We start from the raw sequence: 15,243 nt of genomic DNA, 5'->3' as shown, positions 1-15,243 counted from the left end.
CATGGAAGCTGCACGTGGTCCGCTACCGCTGGCCTCCGGCGTCCGGCGCGGACAGGCGCCCCACGCCCGCCGCCCGCCCCCACGGCCCGATAGGGCCGCCCCGCGCATGCCCCCATGTGACGTGGGGTACGATCCTCGGCTCGATTGGCCAGGGCCCGGCCGTGTATGGCAGACTGTCGGGGTTGCTCGGTTGAGTGCCGATGCTGCGCGCCTCCCGCCGGGAGGACCGGAAGCGAGTCCCACAGTACTCGTCGCCCCATCTGTCGCCTGCGGCAGCGCTGAGGCGGACGTACGGGAATCTTTCGGGAAGTGTCAGCGGGGCTCCAGCCAGGCGCCCGGTGGGTGTTCTGCCCCCGTTCGCGAGGTCCACGGCCCGCATCCCCTTGGTTGGGAAATCCTTATGGGATTTCTACGTAGAGGGAGTGCGACACGCCCGACCGCGTGGGTCGGAGGTGGAGGCCATCAGAACCCCCGGGTTCCAGAGCGTTACGAGACAAAGGACTACTAGGTAGCCATGGCGGGACAGAAGATCCGCATCCGGCTCAAGGCCTACGACCACGAGGTCATCGACTCCTCGGCGAAGAAGATCGTCGAGACGGTGACCCGCACTGGTGCGTCGGTCGCGGGCCCGGTGCCGCTGCCCACTGAGAAGAACGTGTACTGCGTCATCAAGTCGCCGCACAAGTACAAGGACTCTCGCGAGCACTTCGAGATGCGCACCCACAAGCGCCTCATCGACATCCTCGACCCCACGCCGAAGACGGTTGACTCGCTGATGCGTCTCGACCTGCCGGCCGGTGTCGACATCGAGATCAAGCTCTGAAGGGACGGGCCGAGATGAGCAAGAACATCAAGGGCGTCCTGGGCGAGAAGCTCGGCATGACGCAGGTGTGGGACGAGAACAACCGCGTTGTTCCGGTCACCGTCGTCAAGGCCGGGCCGTGCGTCGTGACGCAGGTTCGCACGAACGACGTCGACGGCTACGAGTCGGTCCAGATCGCCTTCGGCGAGATCGACCCGCGCAAGGTGAACAAGCCCCTCAAGGGCCACTTCGCCAAGGCCGACGTGACCCCGCGCCGCCACCTGGTGGAGCTCCGCACCCCTGACGCCAGCGAGTACACGCTGGGCCAGGAGATCACTGCCGAGGTGTTCGAGTCCGGCGTCAAGGTTGACGTCACGGGCAAGAGCAAGGGCAAGGGCTTCGCCGGTGTCATGAAGCGTCACAACTTCAAGGGCCTGGGCGCCGGTCACGGTACCCAGCGCAAGCACCGCTCGCCCGGTTCCATCGGTGGCTGCGCCACCCCTGGCCGTGTGTTCAAGGGCCTCCGCATGGCGGGTCGCATGGGCAACGAGCGTGTGACCACCCAGAACCTGACCGTCCACGCCGTTGACGCCGAGAAGGGTCTGCTGCTCATCAAGGGCGCCGTCCCCGGCCCCAACGGTGGCCTCGTCCTGGTCCGTACTGCGGCCAAGGGGGTTTGAGGAACCGATGAGCACCATTGACATCCTTTCGCCGGCTGGCGACAAGGCCGGGACCGTCGAGCTCCCCGCGGAGATCTTCGACGCGAAGACCAGCGTTCCGCTGATCCACCAGGTCGTCGTCGCTCAGCTCGCGGCTGCCCGCCAGGGCACGCACAAGACCAAGACCCGCGGCGAAGTCCGTGGTGGTGGCAAGAAGCCTTACCGCCAGAAGGGCACCGGCCGCGCCCGTCAGGGTTCGACCCGTGCGCCGCAGTTCGCCGGCGGTGGCGTCGTCCACGGCCCGCAGCCGCGTGACTACTCGCAGCGCACCCCCAAGAAGATGAAGGCCGCCGCCCTGCGCGGTGCCCTCTCCGACCGGGCGCGCCACTCCCGCATCCACGTCGTCACCGGCGTGGTCGAGGGTGCGGTTTCCACCAAGGCCGCCAAGACGCTGTTCGGCAAGATCTCGGAGCGCAAGAACCTGCTCCTGGTCGTCGACCGCGCCGACGAGGCCGCGTGGCTGTCCGCTCGCAACCTGCCCCAGGTGCACATCCTGGAGCCGGGCCAGCTGAACACGTACGACGTGATCGTCTCCGACGACGTGGTCTTCACCCAGGCCGCTTTCGAGTCCTTCGTGTCTGGCCCCCAGACCGCTGAGACCGAAGGGAGCGACGCCTGATGAGTGAGGCGACCGTTACCAGCAAGACTTTCTCGGACCCGCGCGACCTGCTGATCAAGCCGGTCGTCTCCGAGAAGAGCTACGCGCTGCTGGACGAGAACAAGTACACGTTCATCGTGAAGCCGGGCTCCAACAAGACCCAGATCAAGCAGGCCGTCGAGGCGGTCTTCTCGGTCAAGGTCATCGGGGTCAACACGATCAACCGCCAGGGCAAGCGCAAGCGCACGAAGACCGGTTTCGGCAAGCGTGCCGACACCAAGCGCGCCATCGTGACCCTTGCTGAGGGCGACCGTATCGACATCTTCGGCCAGGCCTCCTAACGGAGCGCCCTGGTCCGAATATCGGACGAGGACTGAGAAATGGGTATCCGCAAGTACAAGCCGACGACTCCGGGCCGTCGTGGCTCCAGCGTCGCCGACTTTGTCGAGATCACGCGGTCCACGCCGGAGAAGTCGCTGGTCCGCCCCCTGCACAGCAAGGGCGGCCGTAACAACACCGGTCGTGTGACCGTCCGCCACCAGGGCGGTGGCCACAAGCGCGCCTACCGAGTGATCGACTTCCGTCGTCACGACAAGGACGGCGTGCCGGCGAAGGTCGCTCACATCGAGTACGACCCCAACCGCACCGCGCGCATCGCGCTCCTGCACTACGCGGACGGCGAGAAGCGCTACATCATCGCCCCCCGTGGCCTGAGCCAGGGCGACCGTGTCGAGAACGGCCCGGCCGCCGACATCAAGCCCGGTAACAACCTGGCGCTGCGCAACATCCCGGTCGGTACGACCATCCACGCCATCGAGCTGCGGCCCGGCGGCGGCGCGAAGTTCGCCCGTTCCGCGGGTGCCTCCGTGCAGCTGCTGGCGAAGGAGGGCACGATGGCCCACCTTCGTATGCCGTCCGGCGAGATTCGCCTGGTCGACGCCCGCTGCCGCGCCACCATCGGCGAGGTCGGCAACGCCGAGCAGTCGAACATCAACTGGGGCAAGGCCGGCCGTATGCGCTGGAAGGGCGTCCGCCCGACCGTCCGCGGTGTCGCGATGAACCCGGTTGACCACCCGCACGGTGGTGGTGAAGGCAAGACTTCCGGTGGTCGCCACCCGGTCTCGCCGTGGGGTCAGAAGGAGGGTCGTACTCGCTCGCCGAAGAAGGCATCGAGCAAGTACATCGTCCGCCGCCGCAAGACGAACAAGAAGCGCTAGGAGCGGGTTTAGATGCCGCGCAGTCTCAAGAAGGGGCCCTTCGTCGACGGACACCTCATCAAGAAGGTGGACGTACAGAACGAGGCAGGCACCAAGAACGTCATCAAGACCTGGTCCCGTCGCTCGATGATCATCCCCAGCATGCTGGGTCACACCATCGCGGTGCACAACGGCAAGACCCACGTCCCGGTGTTCGTCACCGAGTCGATGGTCGGCCACAAGCTCGGCGAGTTCTCGCCGACTCGCACCTTCCGCGGCCACGTCAAGGACGACCGGAAGTCGAAGCGCCGCTAACGCGGGGTGACTGACTATGACTTACACCGAAGGGACAACCATGGAAGCCAGGGCCCAGGCGCGGTACATCCGCGTCACGCCCATGAAGGCCCGCCGAGTGGTGGACCTCATCCGTGGCATGGATGCCACGGAGGCTCAGGCGGTCCTGCGCTTCGCCCCGCAGGCCGCGAGCGTGCCGGTTGGCAAGGTGCTGGACAGCGCCATTGCCAACGCTGCACACAACTACGACCACACCGACGCCTCTTCGCTGGTCATCAGCGAGGCGTACGTGGACGAGGGCCCGACCCTGAAGCGGTTCCGTCCGCGTGCTCAGGGCCGTGCCTACCGGATCCGTAAGCGGACCAGCCACATCACCGTGGTCGTCAGCAGCAAGGAAGGAACCCGGTAATGGGCCAGAAGGTAAACCCGCACGGGTTCCGGCTCGGCATCACCACGGACTTCAAGTCCCGTTGGTACGCCGACAAGCTGTACAAGGACTACGTCAAGGAAGACGTCGCCATCCGTCGGATGATGACGTCCGGCATGGAGCGCGCCGGCATCTCGAAGGTTGAGATCGAGCGCACCCGTGACCGCGTGCGTGTGGACATCCACACCGCTCGTCCGGGCATCGTCATCGGCCGCCGTGGCGCCGAGGCCGACCGCATCCGCGGCGACCTCGAGAAGCTCACGGGCAAGCAGGTCCAGCTGAACATCCTCGAGGTCAAGAACCCCGAGATGGACGCTCAGCTGGTCGCCCAGGCCGTTGCCGAGCAGCTCTCCTCCCGCGTCTCCTTCCGTCGCGCCATGCGTAAGAGCATGCAGGGCACGATGAAGGCCGGCGCCAAGGGCATCAAGATCCAGTGCGGCGGCCGCCTCGGCGGCGCCGAGATGTCCCGCTCGGAGTTCTACCGCGAGGGCCGTGTGCCCCTGCACACGCTCCGCGCGAACGTGGACTACGGCTTCTTCGAGGCCAAGACGACCTTCGGCCGCATCGGCGTGAAGGTCTGGATCTACAAGGGCGATGTCAAGAACATCGCCGAGGTCCGCGCCGAGAACGCAGCGGCCCGTGCGGGTAACCGCCCGGCCCGTGGTGGCGCCAACGACCGTCCGGCCGGTGGCCGCGGTGGTCGTGGCGGCGAGCGTGGCGGTCGCGGCCGCAAGCCGCAGCAGGCTGCGCCGGCTGCCGAGGCCCCCAAGGCCGAGGCTCCCGCCGCTGCCGCTCCGGCTGAGAGCACCGGAACGGAGGCCTGACCGAAATGCTGATCCCCCGTAGGGTCAAGCACCGCAAGCAGCACCACCCCAAGCGCCGCGGTATGGCCAAGGGTGGTACGACGGTTGCGTTCGGCGAGTACGGCATCCAGGCCCTCACGCCGGCGTACGTGACCAACCGCCAGATCGAGGCGGCTCGTATCGCGATGACCCGCCACATCAAGCGTGGCGGCAAGGTCTGGATCAACATTTACCCGGACCGCCCCCTGACGAAGAAGCCTGCCGAGACCCGCATGGGTTCCGGTAAGGGTTCTCCGGAGTGGTGGGTCGCGAACGTTCACCCGGGCCGGGTGATGTTCGAGCTGTCCTACCCGAACGAGAAGATTGCTCGTGAGGCGCTCACCCGCGCTGCTCACAAGCTCCCGATGAAGTGCCGCATCGTTCGGCGCGAGGCAGGTGAGGCGTGATGTCGGCCGGAACCAAGGCGTCCGAGCTGCGCGAGCTGGGCAACGAGGAGCTTGTTGCCAAGCTCAGCGAGGCCAAGGAAGAGCTGTTCAACCTCCGCTTCCAGGCGGCGACCGGTCAGCTCGAGAACCACGGTCGGCTCAAGTCCGTCCGTAAGGACATCGCCCGGATCTACACCCTGATGCGCGAGCGCGAGCTGGGCATCGAGACGGTGGAGAGCGCCTGATGAGCGAGAAGAATGTGACTGAGACGACTGAGCAGCGCGGTTTCCGCAAGACCCGTGAGGGTCTCGTCGTCAGCGACAAGATGGACAAGACCGTCGTCGTCGCTGTCGAGGACCGTGTGAAGCACGCGCTGTACGGCAAGGTCATCCGCCGTACGAACAAGCTCAAGGCGCACGACGAGCAGAACGCTGCCGGCGTCGGCGACCGCGTCCTCATCATGGAGACGCGTCCGCTGTCGGCGACGAAGCGCTGGCGCATCGTCGAGATCCTCGAGAAGGCCAAGTAATTTCCTGAGCTTTTGCTCAGGATGAGTTCCGCCAGGCTCGGTCGGGGCTTGAGAGATCAAGCCCCGGCCGGGAACCGGCAGACGATCAGGAGATAGACGTGATCCAGCAGGAGTCGCGACTGCGTGTCGCCGACAACACTGGTGCCAAGGAGATCCTTTGCATCCGTGTTCTCGGTGGCTCCGGTCGCCGCTACGCGGGTATCGGTGACGTCATTGTCGCCACCGTCAAGGACGCGATCCCCGGTGGCAACGTGAAGAAGGGCGACGTCGTCAAGGCTGTCGTCGTGCGCACCGTCAAGGAGCGTCGTCGTCAGGACGGCTCGTACATCCGCTTCGACGAGAACGCGGCCGTCATCCTCAAGAACGATGGCGACCCCCGCGGCACCCGCATCTTCGGCCCGGTGGGCCGGGAGCTGCGCGAGAAGAAGTTCATGAAGATCATCTCGCTCGCGCCGGAGGTGCTGTAAGCATGAAGATCAAGAAGGGCGACCTGGTTCAGGTCATCACCGGTAAGGACAAGGGCAAGCAGGGCAAGGTCATCGCGGCCTTCCCCCGCGAGGACCGCGTCCTGGTCGAGGGTGTCAACCGGGTCAAGAAGCACACGAAGGCCGGCCAGACCGCTCGCGGTTCGCAGACCGGCGGCATCGTGACGACCGAGGCCCCGATCCACGTGAGCAACGTTCAGCTCGTCGTGGAGAAGGACGGCAACAAGGTCGTCACGCGTGTCGGTTACCGCTTCGACGACGAGGGCAACAAGGTTCGCGTTGCCAAGCGGACGGGTGAGGACATCTGATGGCTACCACCACCACTCCGCGTCTCAAGACGAAGTACCGCGAGGAGATCGCGGGCAAGCTGCGTGAGGAGTTCTCCTACGAGAACGTCATGCAGATCCCCGGCCTCGTCAAGGTCGTCGTCAACATGGGTGTGGGCGACGCCGCCCGCGACTCCAAGCTGATCGACGGCGCTATCCGCGACCTGACCACGATCACCGGCCAGAAGCCGGCCGTGACGAAGGCCCGGAAGTCCATCGCGCAGTTCAAGCTGCGTGAGGGTCAGCCGATCGGCTGCCACGTCACCCTCCGTGGTGACCGCATGTGGGAGTTCCTGGACCGTACGCTGTCGCTCGCGCTGCCGCGTATCCGTGACTTCCGTGGTCTGTCGCCGAAGCAGTTCGACGGCCGTGGCAACTACACCTTCGGTCTCACGGAGCAGGTCATGTTCCACGAGATCGACCAGGACAAGATCGACCGTACCCGGGGTATGGACATCACCGTGGTCACCACGGCGACCAACGACGCTGAGGGCCGCGCGCTCCTTCGTCACCTCGGCTTCCCGTTCAAGGAGGCGTAAGCGAGATGGCGAAGAAGGCTCTTATCGCGAAGGCTGCCCGTAAGCCCAAGTTCGCTGTGCGTGCGTACAACCGCTGCCAGCGCTGTGGCCGGCCGCACTCCGTGTACCGCAAGTTCGGCCTGTGCCGCGTGTGCCTCCGTGAGATGGCTCACCGTGGCGAGCTGCCGGGCGTGACCAAGAGCTCCTGGTAAACCCCGTAATTTCGGGTTTTTCCGGAGTCTCTCGGTAAGTAAAGGGTGGGCGGAGGCCCCTCTCTCCATGGCTTAGGCTAGGAGGGTTGGGCGTCCGCCGCCCAGACGACTTACTACGCCGTAGGTCCCCGTGCCGCACCCGTCCCGCCCATGAGTGGGGAGAGGGATGGCGCATACAGGAAACCCCGGCGAGAGAGGCCGAAGGCCAATTCATGACCATGACTGACCCCATCGCAGACATGCTCACGCGTCTGCGTAACGCGAACTCGGCGTACCACGACTCCGTCGTGATGCCGCACAGCAAGATCAAGTCGCACATCGCGGAGATCCTCCAGCAGGAGGGCTTCATCACCGGCTGGAAGGTCGAGGACGCCGAGGTCGGCAAGAACCTCGTCCTCGAGCTGAAGTTCGGCCCGAACCGTGAGCGCTCGATCGCTGGCATCAAGCGGATCTCGAAGCCGGGTCTGCGTGTGTACGCGAAGTCCACCAACCTGCCGAAGGTCCTCGGTGGCCTGGGCGTGGCGATCATCTCCACGTCCCACGGTCTCCTGACCGGTCAGCAGGCAGGCAAGAAGGGCGTGGGTGGGGAAGTCCTCGCCTACGTCTGGTAGTCGGGAACGGAGGAAAAGCTAATGTCGCGAATCGGCAAGCTCCCCATCCAGGTTCCCGCTGGTGTGGACGTCACCATCGACGGCCGTACGGTCAACGTGAAGGGCCCCAAGGGCACCCTCACGCACACCGTTGCCGCGCCGATCGAGATTGTTAAGGGCGAGGACGGCGTTCTCAACGTCACCCGTCCCAACGACGAGCGTCAGAACAAGGCCCTGCACGGCCTGTCCCGCACGCTGGTGGCGAACATGATCACCGGCGTGACCCAGGGATACATCAAGGCGCTCGAGATCAGCGGTGTCGGTTACCGCGTCCAGGCGAAGGGCTCCAACCTGGAGTTCGCGCTCGGATACAGCCACCCGATCACCATCGAGGCTCCCGAAGGCATCACCTTCAAGGTCGAGTCGCCCACGAAGTTCTCGGTCGAGGGCATCGACAAGCAGAAGGTCGGCGAGGTCGCGGCGAACATCCGCAAGCTGCGGAAGCCCGACCCGTACAAGGCCAAGGGCGTCAAGTACGCCGGCGAGGTCATCCGCCGCAAGGTCGGAAAGGCTGGTAAGTAAGCCATGGCATACGGTGTGAAGATCGCCAAGGGCGACGCTTACAAGCGTGCGGCCAAGGCGCGCCGACACGTCCGCATCCGCAAGCACGTGTCGGGTACGGCGGAGCGTCCGCGCCTCGTCGTGACGCGTTCCAACCGCGGTATCACCGCTCAGGTCATCGACGACATCAAGGGTCACACCCTGGCGTCGGCGTCGAACCTGGACGCTTCGATCCGCGGTGGCGAGGGCGACAAGTCCGCGCAGGCCAAGTCGGTCGGCGCCCTGGTCGCCGAGCGCGCCAAGGCCGCCGGTGTCGAGGCCGTCGTGTTCGACCGTGGTGGCAACAGGTACGCCGGGCGCATTGCCGCTCTGGCTGACGCCGCCCGCGAAGCCGGGCTGAAGTTCTAAGCCCCGGTTCCGGGACTAACGGACGTAACAGAGAGAGGTAAATCCAATGGCTGGACCCCAGCGCCGCGGAAGCGGTGCCGGTGGCGGCGAGCGGCGGGACCGGAAGGGCCGTGACGGTGGCGCTGCCGCCGAGAAGACCGCTTACGTTGAGCGCGTTGTCGCGATCAACCGCGTCGCCAAGGTTGTCAAGGGTGGTCGCCGCTTCAGCTTCACCGCGCTGGTCGTGGTGGGCGACGGTGACGGCACTGTAGGTGTCGGATACGGCAAGGCCAAGGAAGTTCCCGCGGCCATCGCCAAGGGTGTCGAGGAAGCCAAGAAGAACTTCTTCAAGGTTCCGCGCATCCAGGGCACGATCCCTCACCCGATCACGGGCGAGCGTGCCGCGGGCGTCGTGCTCCTGAAGCCGGCTTCCCCCGGTACCGGTGTTATCGCCGGTGGCCCGGTGCGCGCCGTCCTGGAGTGCGCCGGCGTTCACGACATCCTGTCGAAGTCGCTTGGCTCGTCCAACGCGATCAACATCGTGCACGCGACCGTGGCGGCCCTCAAGGGCCTGCAGCGTCCCGAGGAGATCGCGGCCCGCCGCGGTCTGCCCCTTGAGGACGTCGCCCCCGCGGCTCTGCTCCGTGCGCGTGCCGGGGCGGGTGCGTAATGGCTCGCCTCAAGATCACGCAGACGAAGTCGTACATCGGTAGCAAGCAGAACCACCGCGACACCCTGCGTTCGCTCGGGCTCAAGCGCCTGAACGACACGGTTGTCAAGGAGGACCGCCCCGAGTTCCGCGGAATGGTTCACACCGTCCGCCACCTCGTGACGGTTGAGGAGGTCGACTGATATGGCGGAGAACAAGCCGCTCAAGGCCCACGACCTCCGTCCCGCCCCGGGCGCCAAGACCGCCAAGACCCGTGTGGGTCGTGGTGAGGCGTCGAAGGGTAAGACGGCCGGCCGTGGTACCAAGGGTACGAAGGCCCGTTACCAGGTTCCGGAGCGCTTCGAGGGTGGCCAGATGCCCCTCCACATGCGTCTTCCGAAGCTGAAGGGCTTCAAGAACCCGTTCCGCACCGAGTTCCAGGTCGTGAACCTGGACAAGCTCGGCGCCCTCTACCCCGAGGGTGGCGAAGTCACCGTTGCCGACCTGGTCGCCAAGGGTGCCGTGCGCAAGAACAGCCTCGTCAAGGTCCTGGGCCAGGGCGAGATCTCCGTGGCGCTGCAGGTGACGGTCGACGCCGTCTCCGGCTCCGCCAAGGAGAAGATTGCCGCCGCAGGCGGCACCGTCACCGAGCTCGTCTGAGACAGCTCGTTGGCCTGAACATCCGACCGGGGATGCCCTCTCAAATGGGGCATCCCCGGTTGGTCGTTCCTAGGGGGGCAGGGTCGCCGGTAAGGTGGCGTGCACTGTCTAAGTTTCCGTGCGGTATGCCGTGCGGTTCCTCTGACTCATCCATATCCGTCGATCCTCAAGACCGTCACCTCTGACGCACCTAGCGCGGGGGTCGCAGGAGGCACCGTGCTCACCGCGTTCGCCCAGGCGTTCAAGACGCCTGACCTGCGCAAGAAGCTGCTCTTCACGCTCGGCATCATCGTGCTCTACCGGATGGGGACGCACGTCCCGATCCCCGGTGTGAGCTACAAGAACGTGCAGATCTGTGTGGACCAGGCCCAGCAGGGCAACAGCCTTTTCGGCCTGGTGAACATGTTCAGCGGCGGCGCGCTGCTGCAGATCACGATCTTCGCGCTGGGCATCATGCCGTACATCACGGCGAGCATCATTCTGCAGCTGCTGACCGTGGTGATCCCGCGCCTGGAGGCCCTCAAGAAGGAGGGCCAGGCCGGCACGGCAAAGATCACGCAGTACACGCGTTATCTGACCGTGGCGCTGGCGATCCTGCAGGGCACCGGCCTGGTGGCCACCGCCCGCAACGGCGCGCTGTTCAGCGGCTGCCAGGTCGCCACCGAGATCGTGCCGAACCACTCGATCTTCACCACCATCACGATGGTGGTCACCATGACCGCCGGCACCGCCGCCGTCATGTGGCTCGGTGAGCTCATCACCGACCGCGGCATCGGCAACGGCATGTCGATCCTGATGTTCATCTCGATCGCCTCCAGCTTCCCGACCTCGCTGTGGGCCATCAAGAAGCAGGGCCACCTGGCGCAGGGCTGGATCGAGTTCAGCACCGTCATCCTGGTCGGCCTCGTCATGGTCGCCCTGGTGGTCTTCGTGGAGCAGGCCCAGCGCCGCATCCCGGTGCAGTACGCGAAGCGCATGATCGGCCGCCGTTCCTACGGCGGTACATCGACCTACATCCCGCTGAAGGTCAACCAGGCGGGTGTGATTCCCGTCATCTTCGCGTCGTCGCTGCTCTACATCCCGGCGCTGGTCGTGCAGTTCTCCAATTCGACCGCGGGCTGGGCGACCTGGGTCAAGGACAACTTCGTCAAGGGCGACCACCCCTACTACATCGTCACCTACTTCCTCCTGATCGTGTTCTTCGCCTTCTTCTATGTGGCGATCTCGTTCAACCCCGAGGAAGTCGCTGACAACATGAAGAAGTATGGTGGCTTCATCCCGGGCATCCGGGCTGGTCGACCTACTGCTGAGTACCTGAGCTACGTGCTCAACCGGATCACCTGGCCGGGGTCGCTGTATCTGGGACTGATCGCGCTCGTACCGACGATGGCGTTGGTGATCTTCGGGGCCAACCAGAGCTTCCCGCTGGGCGGGACAAGCATCCTCATCATCGTGGGTGTGGGTCTGGAGACCGTGAAGCAGATCGAGAGCCAGCTCCAGCAGCGCAATTACGAAGGGTTCCTCCGCTGATGCGAATCGTCCTCGTCGGGCCGCCCGGTGCCGGCAAGGGAACGCAGGCCGCGTTCCTCGCCAAGAACCTCGGGATCCCGCACATCTCCACGGGCGACCTCTTCCGTGCCAACATCAGCCAGGGCACGGACTTGGGCAAGCAGGCCAAGTCGTACATGGACGCCGGCAACCTGGTGCCGGACGAGGTCACCATCGGGATGGCCAGGGACCGCATGGCCCAGGCGGACGCCGAGGGCGGCTTCCTGCTCGACGGGTTCCCGCGCAACGTGGTGCAGGCCGAGGCGCTCGACGAGGCGCTGAAGGCGGACGGTCTGGGGCTCGACGCCGTCCTGGACCTCGAAGTGCCCGAGGACGAGGTCGTGAAGCGGATCGCCGGCCGGCGCATCTGCCGCACCGACTCCGCCCACGTCTTCCACGTCACCTACAACGCGCCGAAGACCGAGGGTGTCTGCGACACCTGCGGCGGCGAGCTGTACCAGCGCGGCGACGACACCGAGGACACGGTCCGCAAGCGACTTGAGGTCTACCACAACGAGACCGAGCCGATCATCGACTTCTACCGGGCCCAGGGCCTGGTCGTCACGATCTCGGCGCTCGGCAAGGTCGACGACGTCACGGAGCGCGCGATGCACGCCCTGAAGGCCGAGAACACGGCCTGACTTCCGGTACGCAGTTGAACGGCCGCGGTGCCCCTCCGGGCGCCGCGGCCGCTGCCGTGTCCGGGCCCGGCTGGCCGTATCGTGGACGTACCCCCGTATCCGTTCCTCCTTCCCCCGCCCTCGTTCAGAAAGGCGTCAGTCGCCATGGTGGAGATCAAGACCCCCGAGCAGATCGCGAAGATGCGCGAGGCGGGGCTGGTCGTCGCCGCCATCCACGCGGCGACCCGCGAGGCCGCGGTGCCCGGCGCCACGACGAAGGACCTGGACGAGGTCGCCCGCAAGGTGATCGCCGAGCACGGCGCCAAGTCGAACTTCCTGGGGTACGGCGGGTTCCCCGCCACCATCTGCACCTCGGTCAACGAGGTCGTCGTCCACGGCATCCCGGACGAGAAGACCGTCCTGAAGGACGGCGACGTCATCTCCATCGACGCGGGCGCGATCATCGACGGCTGGCACGGCGACGCGGCCTTCACGGCCTTCGTGGGCTCCGGTCACGCTCCGGAGCTGATCGAGCTCTCCCGGGTGACCGAGGAGTCGATGTGGGCCGGCATCGCGGCGGTGAAGAAGGGCAACCGCCTGGTGGACGTCTCCCGGGCGATCGAGGGCTACATCCGGCGCCAGCCGCGCCCGCCGAAGGGCAAGTACGGGATCATCGAGGAGTACGGCGGCCACGGCATCGGCTCCGAGATGCACATGGACCCGCACCTCCTGAACTACGTGGACAAGCGCCGCCTGCTCGGCCGCCACAACCCGAAGCTGATCCCCGGCTTCTGCCTGGCCATCGAGCCGATGGTGTCCCTGGGCACGCCCCGCACCGAGGTGCTGGAGGACGACTGGACGGTCATCACGACCGACGGGACCTGGTCCTCGCACTGGGAGCACTCGGTCGCCCTGACCGAGGCGGGCCCGATCGTCCTGACCTCCCCGGACTGCGGCAAGGCGAAGCTGGCGGAGTACGGCGTGACGACGGCGCCGGACCCGCTGGCCTGAGCGGGCTGGGCCCGGGGCCCACTCGCCGGCCGGAGGCCGGCGCAGCCGCTCGAAGCCTGTGAGGCGCGCCGGCGCCGAGCCCGCGAGGGCGGCAAAGGGAGGGGCCGGCGTGAGGACGGCGCCGGATCCCCTGGGATGAACCGGCCCGTGTCACCCGCTTAACGATCTAGTGTTGAGGGCAAGCTTCCCTGATTCGTCTTTTCGGGTGCCCTGACGTAGACTGATGCGTCGGCTCTGGTGTACCCGTGTGTCCGCACGCGAACGCGAGAGTCGATCAAGGTAGCCGATTCGAAAGGCGAAGCGTGGCCAAGAAGCAAGGTGCCATCGAAATCGAGGGCACCGTGATCGAGTCCCTCCCGAACGCCATGTTCAAGGTGGAACTCCAGAACGGTCACAAGGTCCTCGCGCACATCAGTGGCAAGATGCGGATGCACTACATCCGTATCCTCCCGGATGACCGGGTCGTGGTGGAGCTCTCTCCGTACGACCTGACGCGTGGCCGGATCGTCTACCGGTACAAGTAGATCTCACGACCCGGAGAACCTGAATCCCATGAAGGTCAAGCCGAGCGTCAAGAAGATCTGCGACAAGTGCAAGGTGATCCGCCGTCACGGCCGGGTCATGGTCATCTGCGACAACCTGCGCCACAAGCAGCGCCAGGGCTGACGCACGCCGACCGACCTGCATTTACGCAGTTCTTCGCGCGACGCACGTAAACGTACATACGCAGAGCCCGTCGGGCCGTGTTCCACGGTTGACGACACCTCCGGCGGGGGCCGGGGACCCGGACGTACCACCTCTCAGCAGAGACGGTCGGCGGTCGGGAGTGGTTCTGCGGAAGACCCCCGAACACACAGGAGCCATTGAATGGCACGCGTTTCCGGTGTTGACATCCCCCGCGAAAAGCGGGTGGAGATCGCACTCACCTACGTCTTCGGTATCGGGCGCACCCGGTCCAAGGAGATCCTCGACTCCACCGGTGTGAACCCGAACACCCGCGTTCGTGACCTGGCCGAAGAGGACCTGGTCAAGATCCGCGAGTACGTGGACGCCAACCTCCGCACCGAGGGTGACCTCCGCCGCGAGATCCAGGCCGACATCCGCCGCAAGGTCGAGATCGGCTGCTACCAGGGTCTGCGTCACCGTCGTGGCCTTCCGGTCCACGGCCAGCGCACCAGCACGAACGCCCGTACCCGCAAGGGCCCGCGTCGCGCGATCGCCGGTAAGAAGAAGCCGGGCAAGAAGTAGTCCTCAGCCGGACGCTTACTCAGCGGTCTTCGCTGTAGGACCGACCACCTCCCGTAGGAGATTTAGATGCCCCCCAAGGGTCGTCAGGGCGCTGCCAAGAAGGTGCGCCGCAAGGAAAAGAAGAACGTCGCTCACGGGCACGCCCACATCAAGAGCACGTTCAACAACACCATCGTCTCGATCACGGACCCCTCGGGCAACGTGATCTCCTGGGCGTCCGCCGGCCACGTCGGCTTCAAGGGCTCCCGCAAGTCGACTCCGTTCGCCGCGCAGATGGCCGCCGAGTCGGCCGCCCGCCGCGCGCAGGAGCACGGCATGCGCAAGGTTGACGTCTTCGTCAAGGGTCCGGGCTCCGGCCGCGAGACCGCGATCCGCTCCCTCCAGGCCACTGGCCTTGAGGTCGGCTCGATCCAGGACGTCACCCCGACGCCGCACAACGGCTGCCGTCCGCCCAAGCGCCGCCGCGTCTGATCCGGGGCGGCGCCCTCTCCGCGCCAGCGGAGGTGAACCGCGCCGCCGCGTCTGACGCACGGCTGCTGGACTGAGGTTTTCGGGCGGTACGGCTCTTCGGAGGCGTGCCGCCCGTACCCTTGCAGTACGTACCACCACGAGGGCGTCAAATAGTGGGCGCCCAC

Annotated in this window: 28 protein-coding genes; all 28 read left to right on the top strand. The window is 66.0% G+C overall.

The window, feature by feature from the left end:
• Positions 1-514: 514 nt before the first annotated feature.
• The 28 genes from rpsJ to rpsK all read left to right on the top strand — a co-directional run bounded on the left by rpsJ (position 515) and on the right by rpsK (position 15,079).
• Complete coding sequence (gene rpsJ, locus ACZ499_RS17080) at positions 515-823, top strand: 30S ribosomal protein S10 (protein ID WP_003948644.1); 309 nt, start codon at positions 515-517, stop codon at positions 821-823.
• Between the two features lie 14 nt (positions 824-837).
• Positions 838-1,482 (top strand): 50S ribosomal protein L3, encoded by a 645-nt coding sequence (gene rplC / locus ACZ499_RS17075; protein ID WP_067163147.1) that lies wholly within the window; start codon positions 838-840, stop codon positions 1,480-1,482.
• Positions 1,483-1,489: 7 nt separating this feature from the next.
• The gene (rplD, locus tag ACZ499_RS17070) at positions 1,490-2,140 is read left to right on the top strand and encodes a 50S ribosomal protein L4 (protein ID WP_371654199.1); all 651 of its coding nucleotides are present in this window, start codon (positions 1,490-1,492) and stop codon (positions 2,138-2,140) included.
• The gene (gene rplW / locus ACZ499_RS17065) at positions 2,140-2,460 is read left to right on the top strand and encodes a 50S ribosomal protein L23 (protein WP_371654200.1); all 321 of its coding nucleotides are present in this window, start codon (positions 2,140-2,142) and stop codon (positions 2,458-2,460) included. Before rplD ends, rplW begins: the two co-directional genes overlap by 1 nt.
• A gap of 39 nt (positions 2,461-2,499) precedes the next feature.
• A complete protein-coding gene (rplB, locus tag ACZ499_RS17060) occupies positions 2,500-3,336 on the top strand; it encodes a 50S ribosomal protein L2 (protein WP_101389600.1) in 837 nt (278 codons plus the stop codon).
• 12 nt (positions 3,337-3,348) lie between these two features.
• Entirely contained in the window at positions 3,349-3,630 is a 282-nt protein-coding gene (gene rpsS, locus ACZ499_RS17055; RefSeq protein WP_067163154.1) for a 30S ribosomal protein S19, read from the top strand.
• A 40-nt stretch (positions 3,631-3,670) separates the two neighbouring features.
• Complete coding sequence (rplV, locus tag ACZ499_RS17050; protein ID WP_004571827.1) at positions 3,671-4,018, top strand: 50S ribosomal protein L22; 348 nt, start codon at positions 3,671-3,673, stop codon at positions 4,016-4,018.
• Positions 4,018-4,860 (top strand): 30S ribosomal protein S3, encoded by an 843-nt coding sequence (rpsC, locus tag ACZ499_RS17045; RefSeq protein WP_358835979.1) that lies wholly within the window; start codon positions 4,018-4,020, stop codon positions 4,858-4,860. Before rplV ends, rpsC begins: the two co-directional genes overlap by 1 nt.
• Positions 4,861-4,865: 5 nt before the next feature.
• On the top strand, positions 4,866-5,285 hold the full coding sequence (gene rplP, locus ACZ499_RS17040; protein ID WP_053727610.1) for a 50S ribosomal protein L16: 420 nt from the start codon (positions 4,866-4,868) through the stop codon (positions 5,283-5,285).
• The gene (gene rpmC, locus ACZ499_RS17035) at positions 5,285-5,509 is read left to right on the top strand and encodes a 50S ribosomal protein L29 (RefSeq protein ID WP_067163159.1); all 225 of its coding nucleotides are present in this window, start codon (positions 5,285-5,287) and stop codon (positions 5,507-5,509) included. Before rplP ends, rpmC begins: the two co-directional genes overlap by 1 nt.
• Entirely contained in the window at positions 5,509-5,793 is a 285-nt protein-coding gene (rpsQ, locus tag ACZ499_RS17030) for a 30S ribosomal protein S17 (protein ID WP_283142059.1), read from the top strand. Before rpmC ends, rpsQ begins: the two co-directional genes overlap by 1 nt.
• A gap of 98 nt (positions 5,794-5,891) precedes the next feature.
• Positions 5,892-6,260, top strand: coding sequence for a 50S ribosomal protein L14 (gene rplN, locus ACZ499_RS17025; RefSeq protein WP_053727611.1), 369 nt, complete (start codon positions 5,892-5,894; stop codon positions 6,258-6,260).
• A gap of 2 nt (positions 6,261-6,262) precedes the next feature.
• Positions 6,263-6,586 (top strand): 50S ribosomal protein L24, encoded by a 324-nt coding sequence (gene rplX / locus ACZ499_RS17020; RefSeq protein WP_067163164.1) that lies wholly within the window; start codon positions 6,263-6,265, stop codon positions 6,584-6,586.
• The gene (rplE, locus tag ACZ499_RS17015; RefSeq protein WP_067163167.1) at positions 6,586-7,143 is read left to right on the top strand and encodes a 50S ribosomal protein L5; all 558 of its coding nucleotides are present in this window, start codon (positions 6,586-6,588) and stop codon (positions 7,141-7,143) included. Before rplX ends, rplE begins: the two co-directional genes overlap by 1 nt.
• A 5-nt stretch (positions 7,144-7,148) precedes the next feature.
• Complete coding sequence (locus ACZ499_RS17010) at positions 7,149-7,334, top strand: type Z 30S ribosomal protein S14 (protein ID WP_030890724.1); 186 nt, start codon at positions 7,149-7,151, stop codon at positions 7,332-7,334.
• A gap of 212 nt (positions 7,335-7,546) precedes the next feature.
• Positions 7,547-7,945: a 30S ribosomal protein S8 gene (gene rpsH / locus ACZ499_RS17005; protein WP_003966947.1), complete on the top strand. Its 399-nt coding sequence runs from the start codon at positions 7,547-7,549 to the stop codon at positions 7,943-7,945.
• Between the two features lie 21 nt (positions 7,946-7,966).
• A complete protein-coding gene (rplF, locus tag ACZ499_RS17000) occupies positions 7,967-8,506 on the top strand; it encodes a 50S ribosomal protein L6 (protein WP_371654204.1) in 540 nt (179 codons plus the stop codon).
• Between the two features lie 3 nt (positions 8,507-8,509).
• Positions 8,510-8,893, top strand: a complete 384-nt coding sequence (gene rplR / locus ACZ499_RS16995; protein ID WP_067163175.1) for a 50S ribosomal protein L18 — start codon at positions 8,510-8,512, stop codon at positions 8,891-8,893.
• A gap of 46 nt (positions 8,894-8,939) precedes the next feature.
• Positions 8,940-9,542 (top strand): 30S ribosomal protein S5, encoded by a 603-nt coding sequence (gene rpsE, locus ACZ499_RS16990; protein WP_030214033.1) that lies wholly within the window; start codon positions 8,940-8,942, stop codon positions 9,540-9,542.
• On the top strand, positions 9,542-9,724 hold the full coding sequence (gene rpmD, locus ACZ499_RS16985; RefSeq protein ID WP_007826007.1) for a 50S ribosomal protein L30: 183 nt from the start codon (positions 9,542-9,544) through the stop codon (positions 9,722-9,724). The genes rpsE and rpmD overlap by 1 nt, the downstream gene beginning before the upstream one ends.
• Before the next feature lies 1 nt (position 9,725).
• A complete protein-coding gene (gene rplO, locus ACZ499_RS16980; RefSeq protein WP_067163177.1) occupies positions 9,726-10,181 on the top strand; it encodes a 50S ribosomal protein L15 in 456 nt (151 codons plus the stop codon).
• Positions 10,182-10,397: 216 nt separating this feature from the next.
• Entirely contained in the window at positions 10,398-11,711 is a 1,314-nt protein-coding gene (gene secY / locus ACZ499_RS16975; RefSeq protein ID WP_468413617.1) for a preprotein translocase subunit SecY, read from the top strand.
• Positions 11,711-12,370, top strand: a complete 660-nt coding sequence (locus tag ACZ499_RS16970) for an adenylate kinase (protein ID WP_468675755.1) — start codon at positions 11,711-11,713, stop codon at positions 12,368-12,370. Before secY ends, ACZ499_RS16970 begins: the two co-directional genes overlap by 1 nt.
• Positions 12,371-12,514: 144 nt before the next feature.
• Complete coding sequence (gene map, locus ACZ499_RS16965; RefSeq protein WP_385540314.1) at positions 12,515-13,360, top strand: type I methionyl aminopeptidase; 846 nt, start codon at positions 12,515-12,517, stop codon at positions 13,358-13,360.
• A gap of 302 nt (positions 13,361-13,662) precedes the next feature.
• The gene (gene infA, locus ACZ499_RS16960; protein WP_003956442.1) at positions 13,663-13,884 is read left to right on the top strand and encodes a translation initiation factor IF-1; all 222 of its coding nucleotides are present in this window, start codon (positions 13,663-13,665) and stop codon (positions 13,882-13,884) included.
• A gap of 28 nt (positions 13,885-13,912) precedes the next feature.
• Complete coding sequence (rpmJ, locus tag ACZ499_RS16955; protein WP_003956441.1) at positions 13,913-14,026, top strand: 50S ribosomal protein L36; 114 nt, start codon at positions 13,913-13,915, stop codon at positions 14,024-14,026.
• Positions 14,027-14,227: 201 nt separating this feature from the next.
• Positions 14,228-14,608 carry a 30S ribosomal protein S13 gene (rpsM, locus tag ACZ499_RS16950; protein WP_356886083.1) on the top strand — a complete coding sequence of 127 codons (381 nt, stop codon included), beginning with the start codon at positions 14,228-14,230 and terminating at the stop codon, positions 14,606-14,608.
• A gap of 66 nt (positions 14,609-14,674) precedes the next feature.
• Entirely contained in the window at positions 14,675-15,079 is a 405-nt protein-coding gene (gene rpsK, locus ACZ499_RS16945; RefSeq protein WP_003956432.1) for a 30S ribosomal protein S11, read from the top strand.
• Positions 15,080-15,243: the final 164 nt, after the last annotated feature.

The organism is Streptomyces sp. NPDC031265, from assembly GCF_055570295.1.
Note: the sequence above shows the minus strand (reverse complement) of the source record. Positions and strands in the feature narration are given on the sequence as shown.

Coding starts and splice junctions, on each gene's coding strand:
- rpsJ (WP_003948644.1), top strand. CDS start 515: ATGGCGGGACAGAAGATCCGCATCCGGCTCAAGGCCTACGACCACGAG.
- rplC (WP_067163147.1), top strand. CDS start 838: ATGAGCAAGAACATCAAGGGCGTCCTGGGCGAGAAGCTCGGCATGACG.
- rplD (WP_371654199.1), top strand. CDS start 1,490: ATGAGCACCATTGACATCCTTTCGCCGGCTGGCGACAAGGCCGGGACC.
- rplW (WP_371654200.1), top strand. CDS start 2,140: ATGAGTGAGGCGACCGTTACCAGCAAGACTTTCTCGGACCCGCGCGAC.
- rplB (WP_101389600.1), top strand. CDS start 2,500: ATGGGTATCCGCAAGTACAAGCCGACGACTCCGGGCCGTCGTGGCTCC.
- rpsS (WP_067163154.1), top strand. CDS start 3,349: ATGCCGCGCAGTCTCAAGAAGGGGCCCTTCGTCGACGGACACCTCATC.
- rplV (WP_004571827.1), top strand. CDS start 3,671: ATGGAAGCCAGGGCCCAGGCGCGGTACATCCGCGTCACGCCCATGAAG.
- rpsC (WP_358835979.1), top strand. CDS start 4,018: ATGGGCCAGAAGGTAAACCCGCACGGGTTCCGGCTCGGCATCACCACG.
- rplP (WP_053727610.1), top strand. CDS start 4,866: ATGCTGATCCCCCGTAGGGTCAAGCACCGCAAGCAGCACCACCCCAAG.
- rpmC (WP_067163159.1), top strand. CDS start 5,285: ATGTCGGCCGGAACCAAGGCGTCCGAGCTGCGCGAGCTGGGCAACGAG.
- rpsQ (WP_283142059.1), top strand. CDS start 5,509: ATGAGCGAGAAGAATGTGACTGAGACGACTGAGCAGCGCGGTTTCCGC.
- rplX (WP_067163164.1), top strand. CDS start 6,263: ATGAAGATCAAGAAGGGCGACCTGGTTCAGGTCATCACCGGTAAGGAC.
- rplE (WP_067163167.1), top strand. CDS start 6,586: ATGGCTACCACCACCACTCCGCGTCTCAAGACGAAGTACCGCGAGGAG.
- ACZ499_RS17010 (WP_030890724.1), top strand. CDS start 7,149: ATGGCGAAGAAGGCTCTTATCGCGAAGGCTGCCCGTAAGCCCAAGTTC.
- rpsH (WP_003966947.1), top strand. CDS start 7,547: ATGACCATGACTGACCCCATCGCAGACATGCTCACGCGTCTGCGTAAC.
- rplF (WP_371654204.1), top strand. CDS start 7,967: ATGTCGCGAATCGGCAAGCTCCCCATCCAGGTTCCCGCTGGTGTGGAC.
- rplR (WP_067163175.1), top strand. CDS start 8,510: ATGGCATACGGTGTGAAGATCGCCAAGGGCGACGCTTACAAGCGTGCG.
- rpsE (WP_030214033.1), top strand. CDS start 8,940: ATGGCTGGACCCCAGCGCCGCGGAAGCGGTGCCGGTGGCGGCGAGCGG.
- rpmD (WP_007826007.1), top strand. CDS start 9,542: ATGGCTCGCCTCAAGATCACGCAGACGAAGTCGTACATCGGTAGCAAG.
- rplO (WP_067163177.1), top strand. CDS start 9,726: ATGGCGGAGAACAAGCCGCTCAAGGCCCACGACCTCCGTCCCGCCCCG.
- ACZ499_RS16970 (WP_468675755.1), top strand. CDS start 11,711: ATGCGAATCGTCCTCGTCGGGCCGCCCGGTGCCGGCAAGGGAACGCAG.
- map (WP_385540314.1), top strand. CDS start 12,515: ATGGTGGAGATCAAGACCCCCGAGCAGATCGCGAAGATGCGCGAGGCG.
- rpmJ (WP_003956441.1), top strand. CDS start 13,913: ATGAAGGTCAAGCCGAGCGTCAAGAAGATCTGCGACAAGTGCAAGGTG.
- rpsM (WP_356886083.1), top strand. CDS start 14,228: ATGGCACGCGTTTCCGGTGTTGACATCCCCCGCGAAAAGCGGGTGGAG.
- rpsK (WP_003956432.1), top strand. CDS start 14,675: ATGCCCCCCAAGGGTCGTCAGGGCGCTGCCAAGAAGGTGCGCCGCAAG.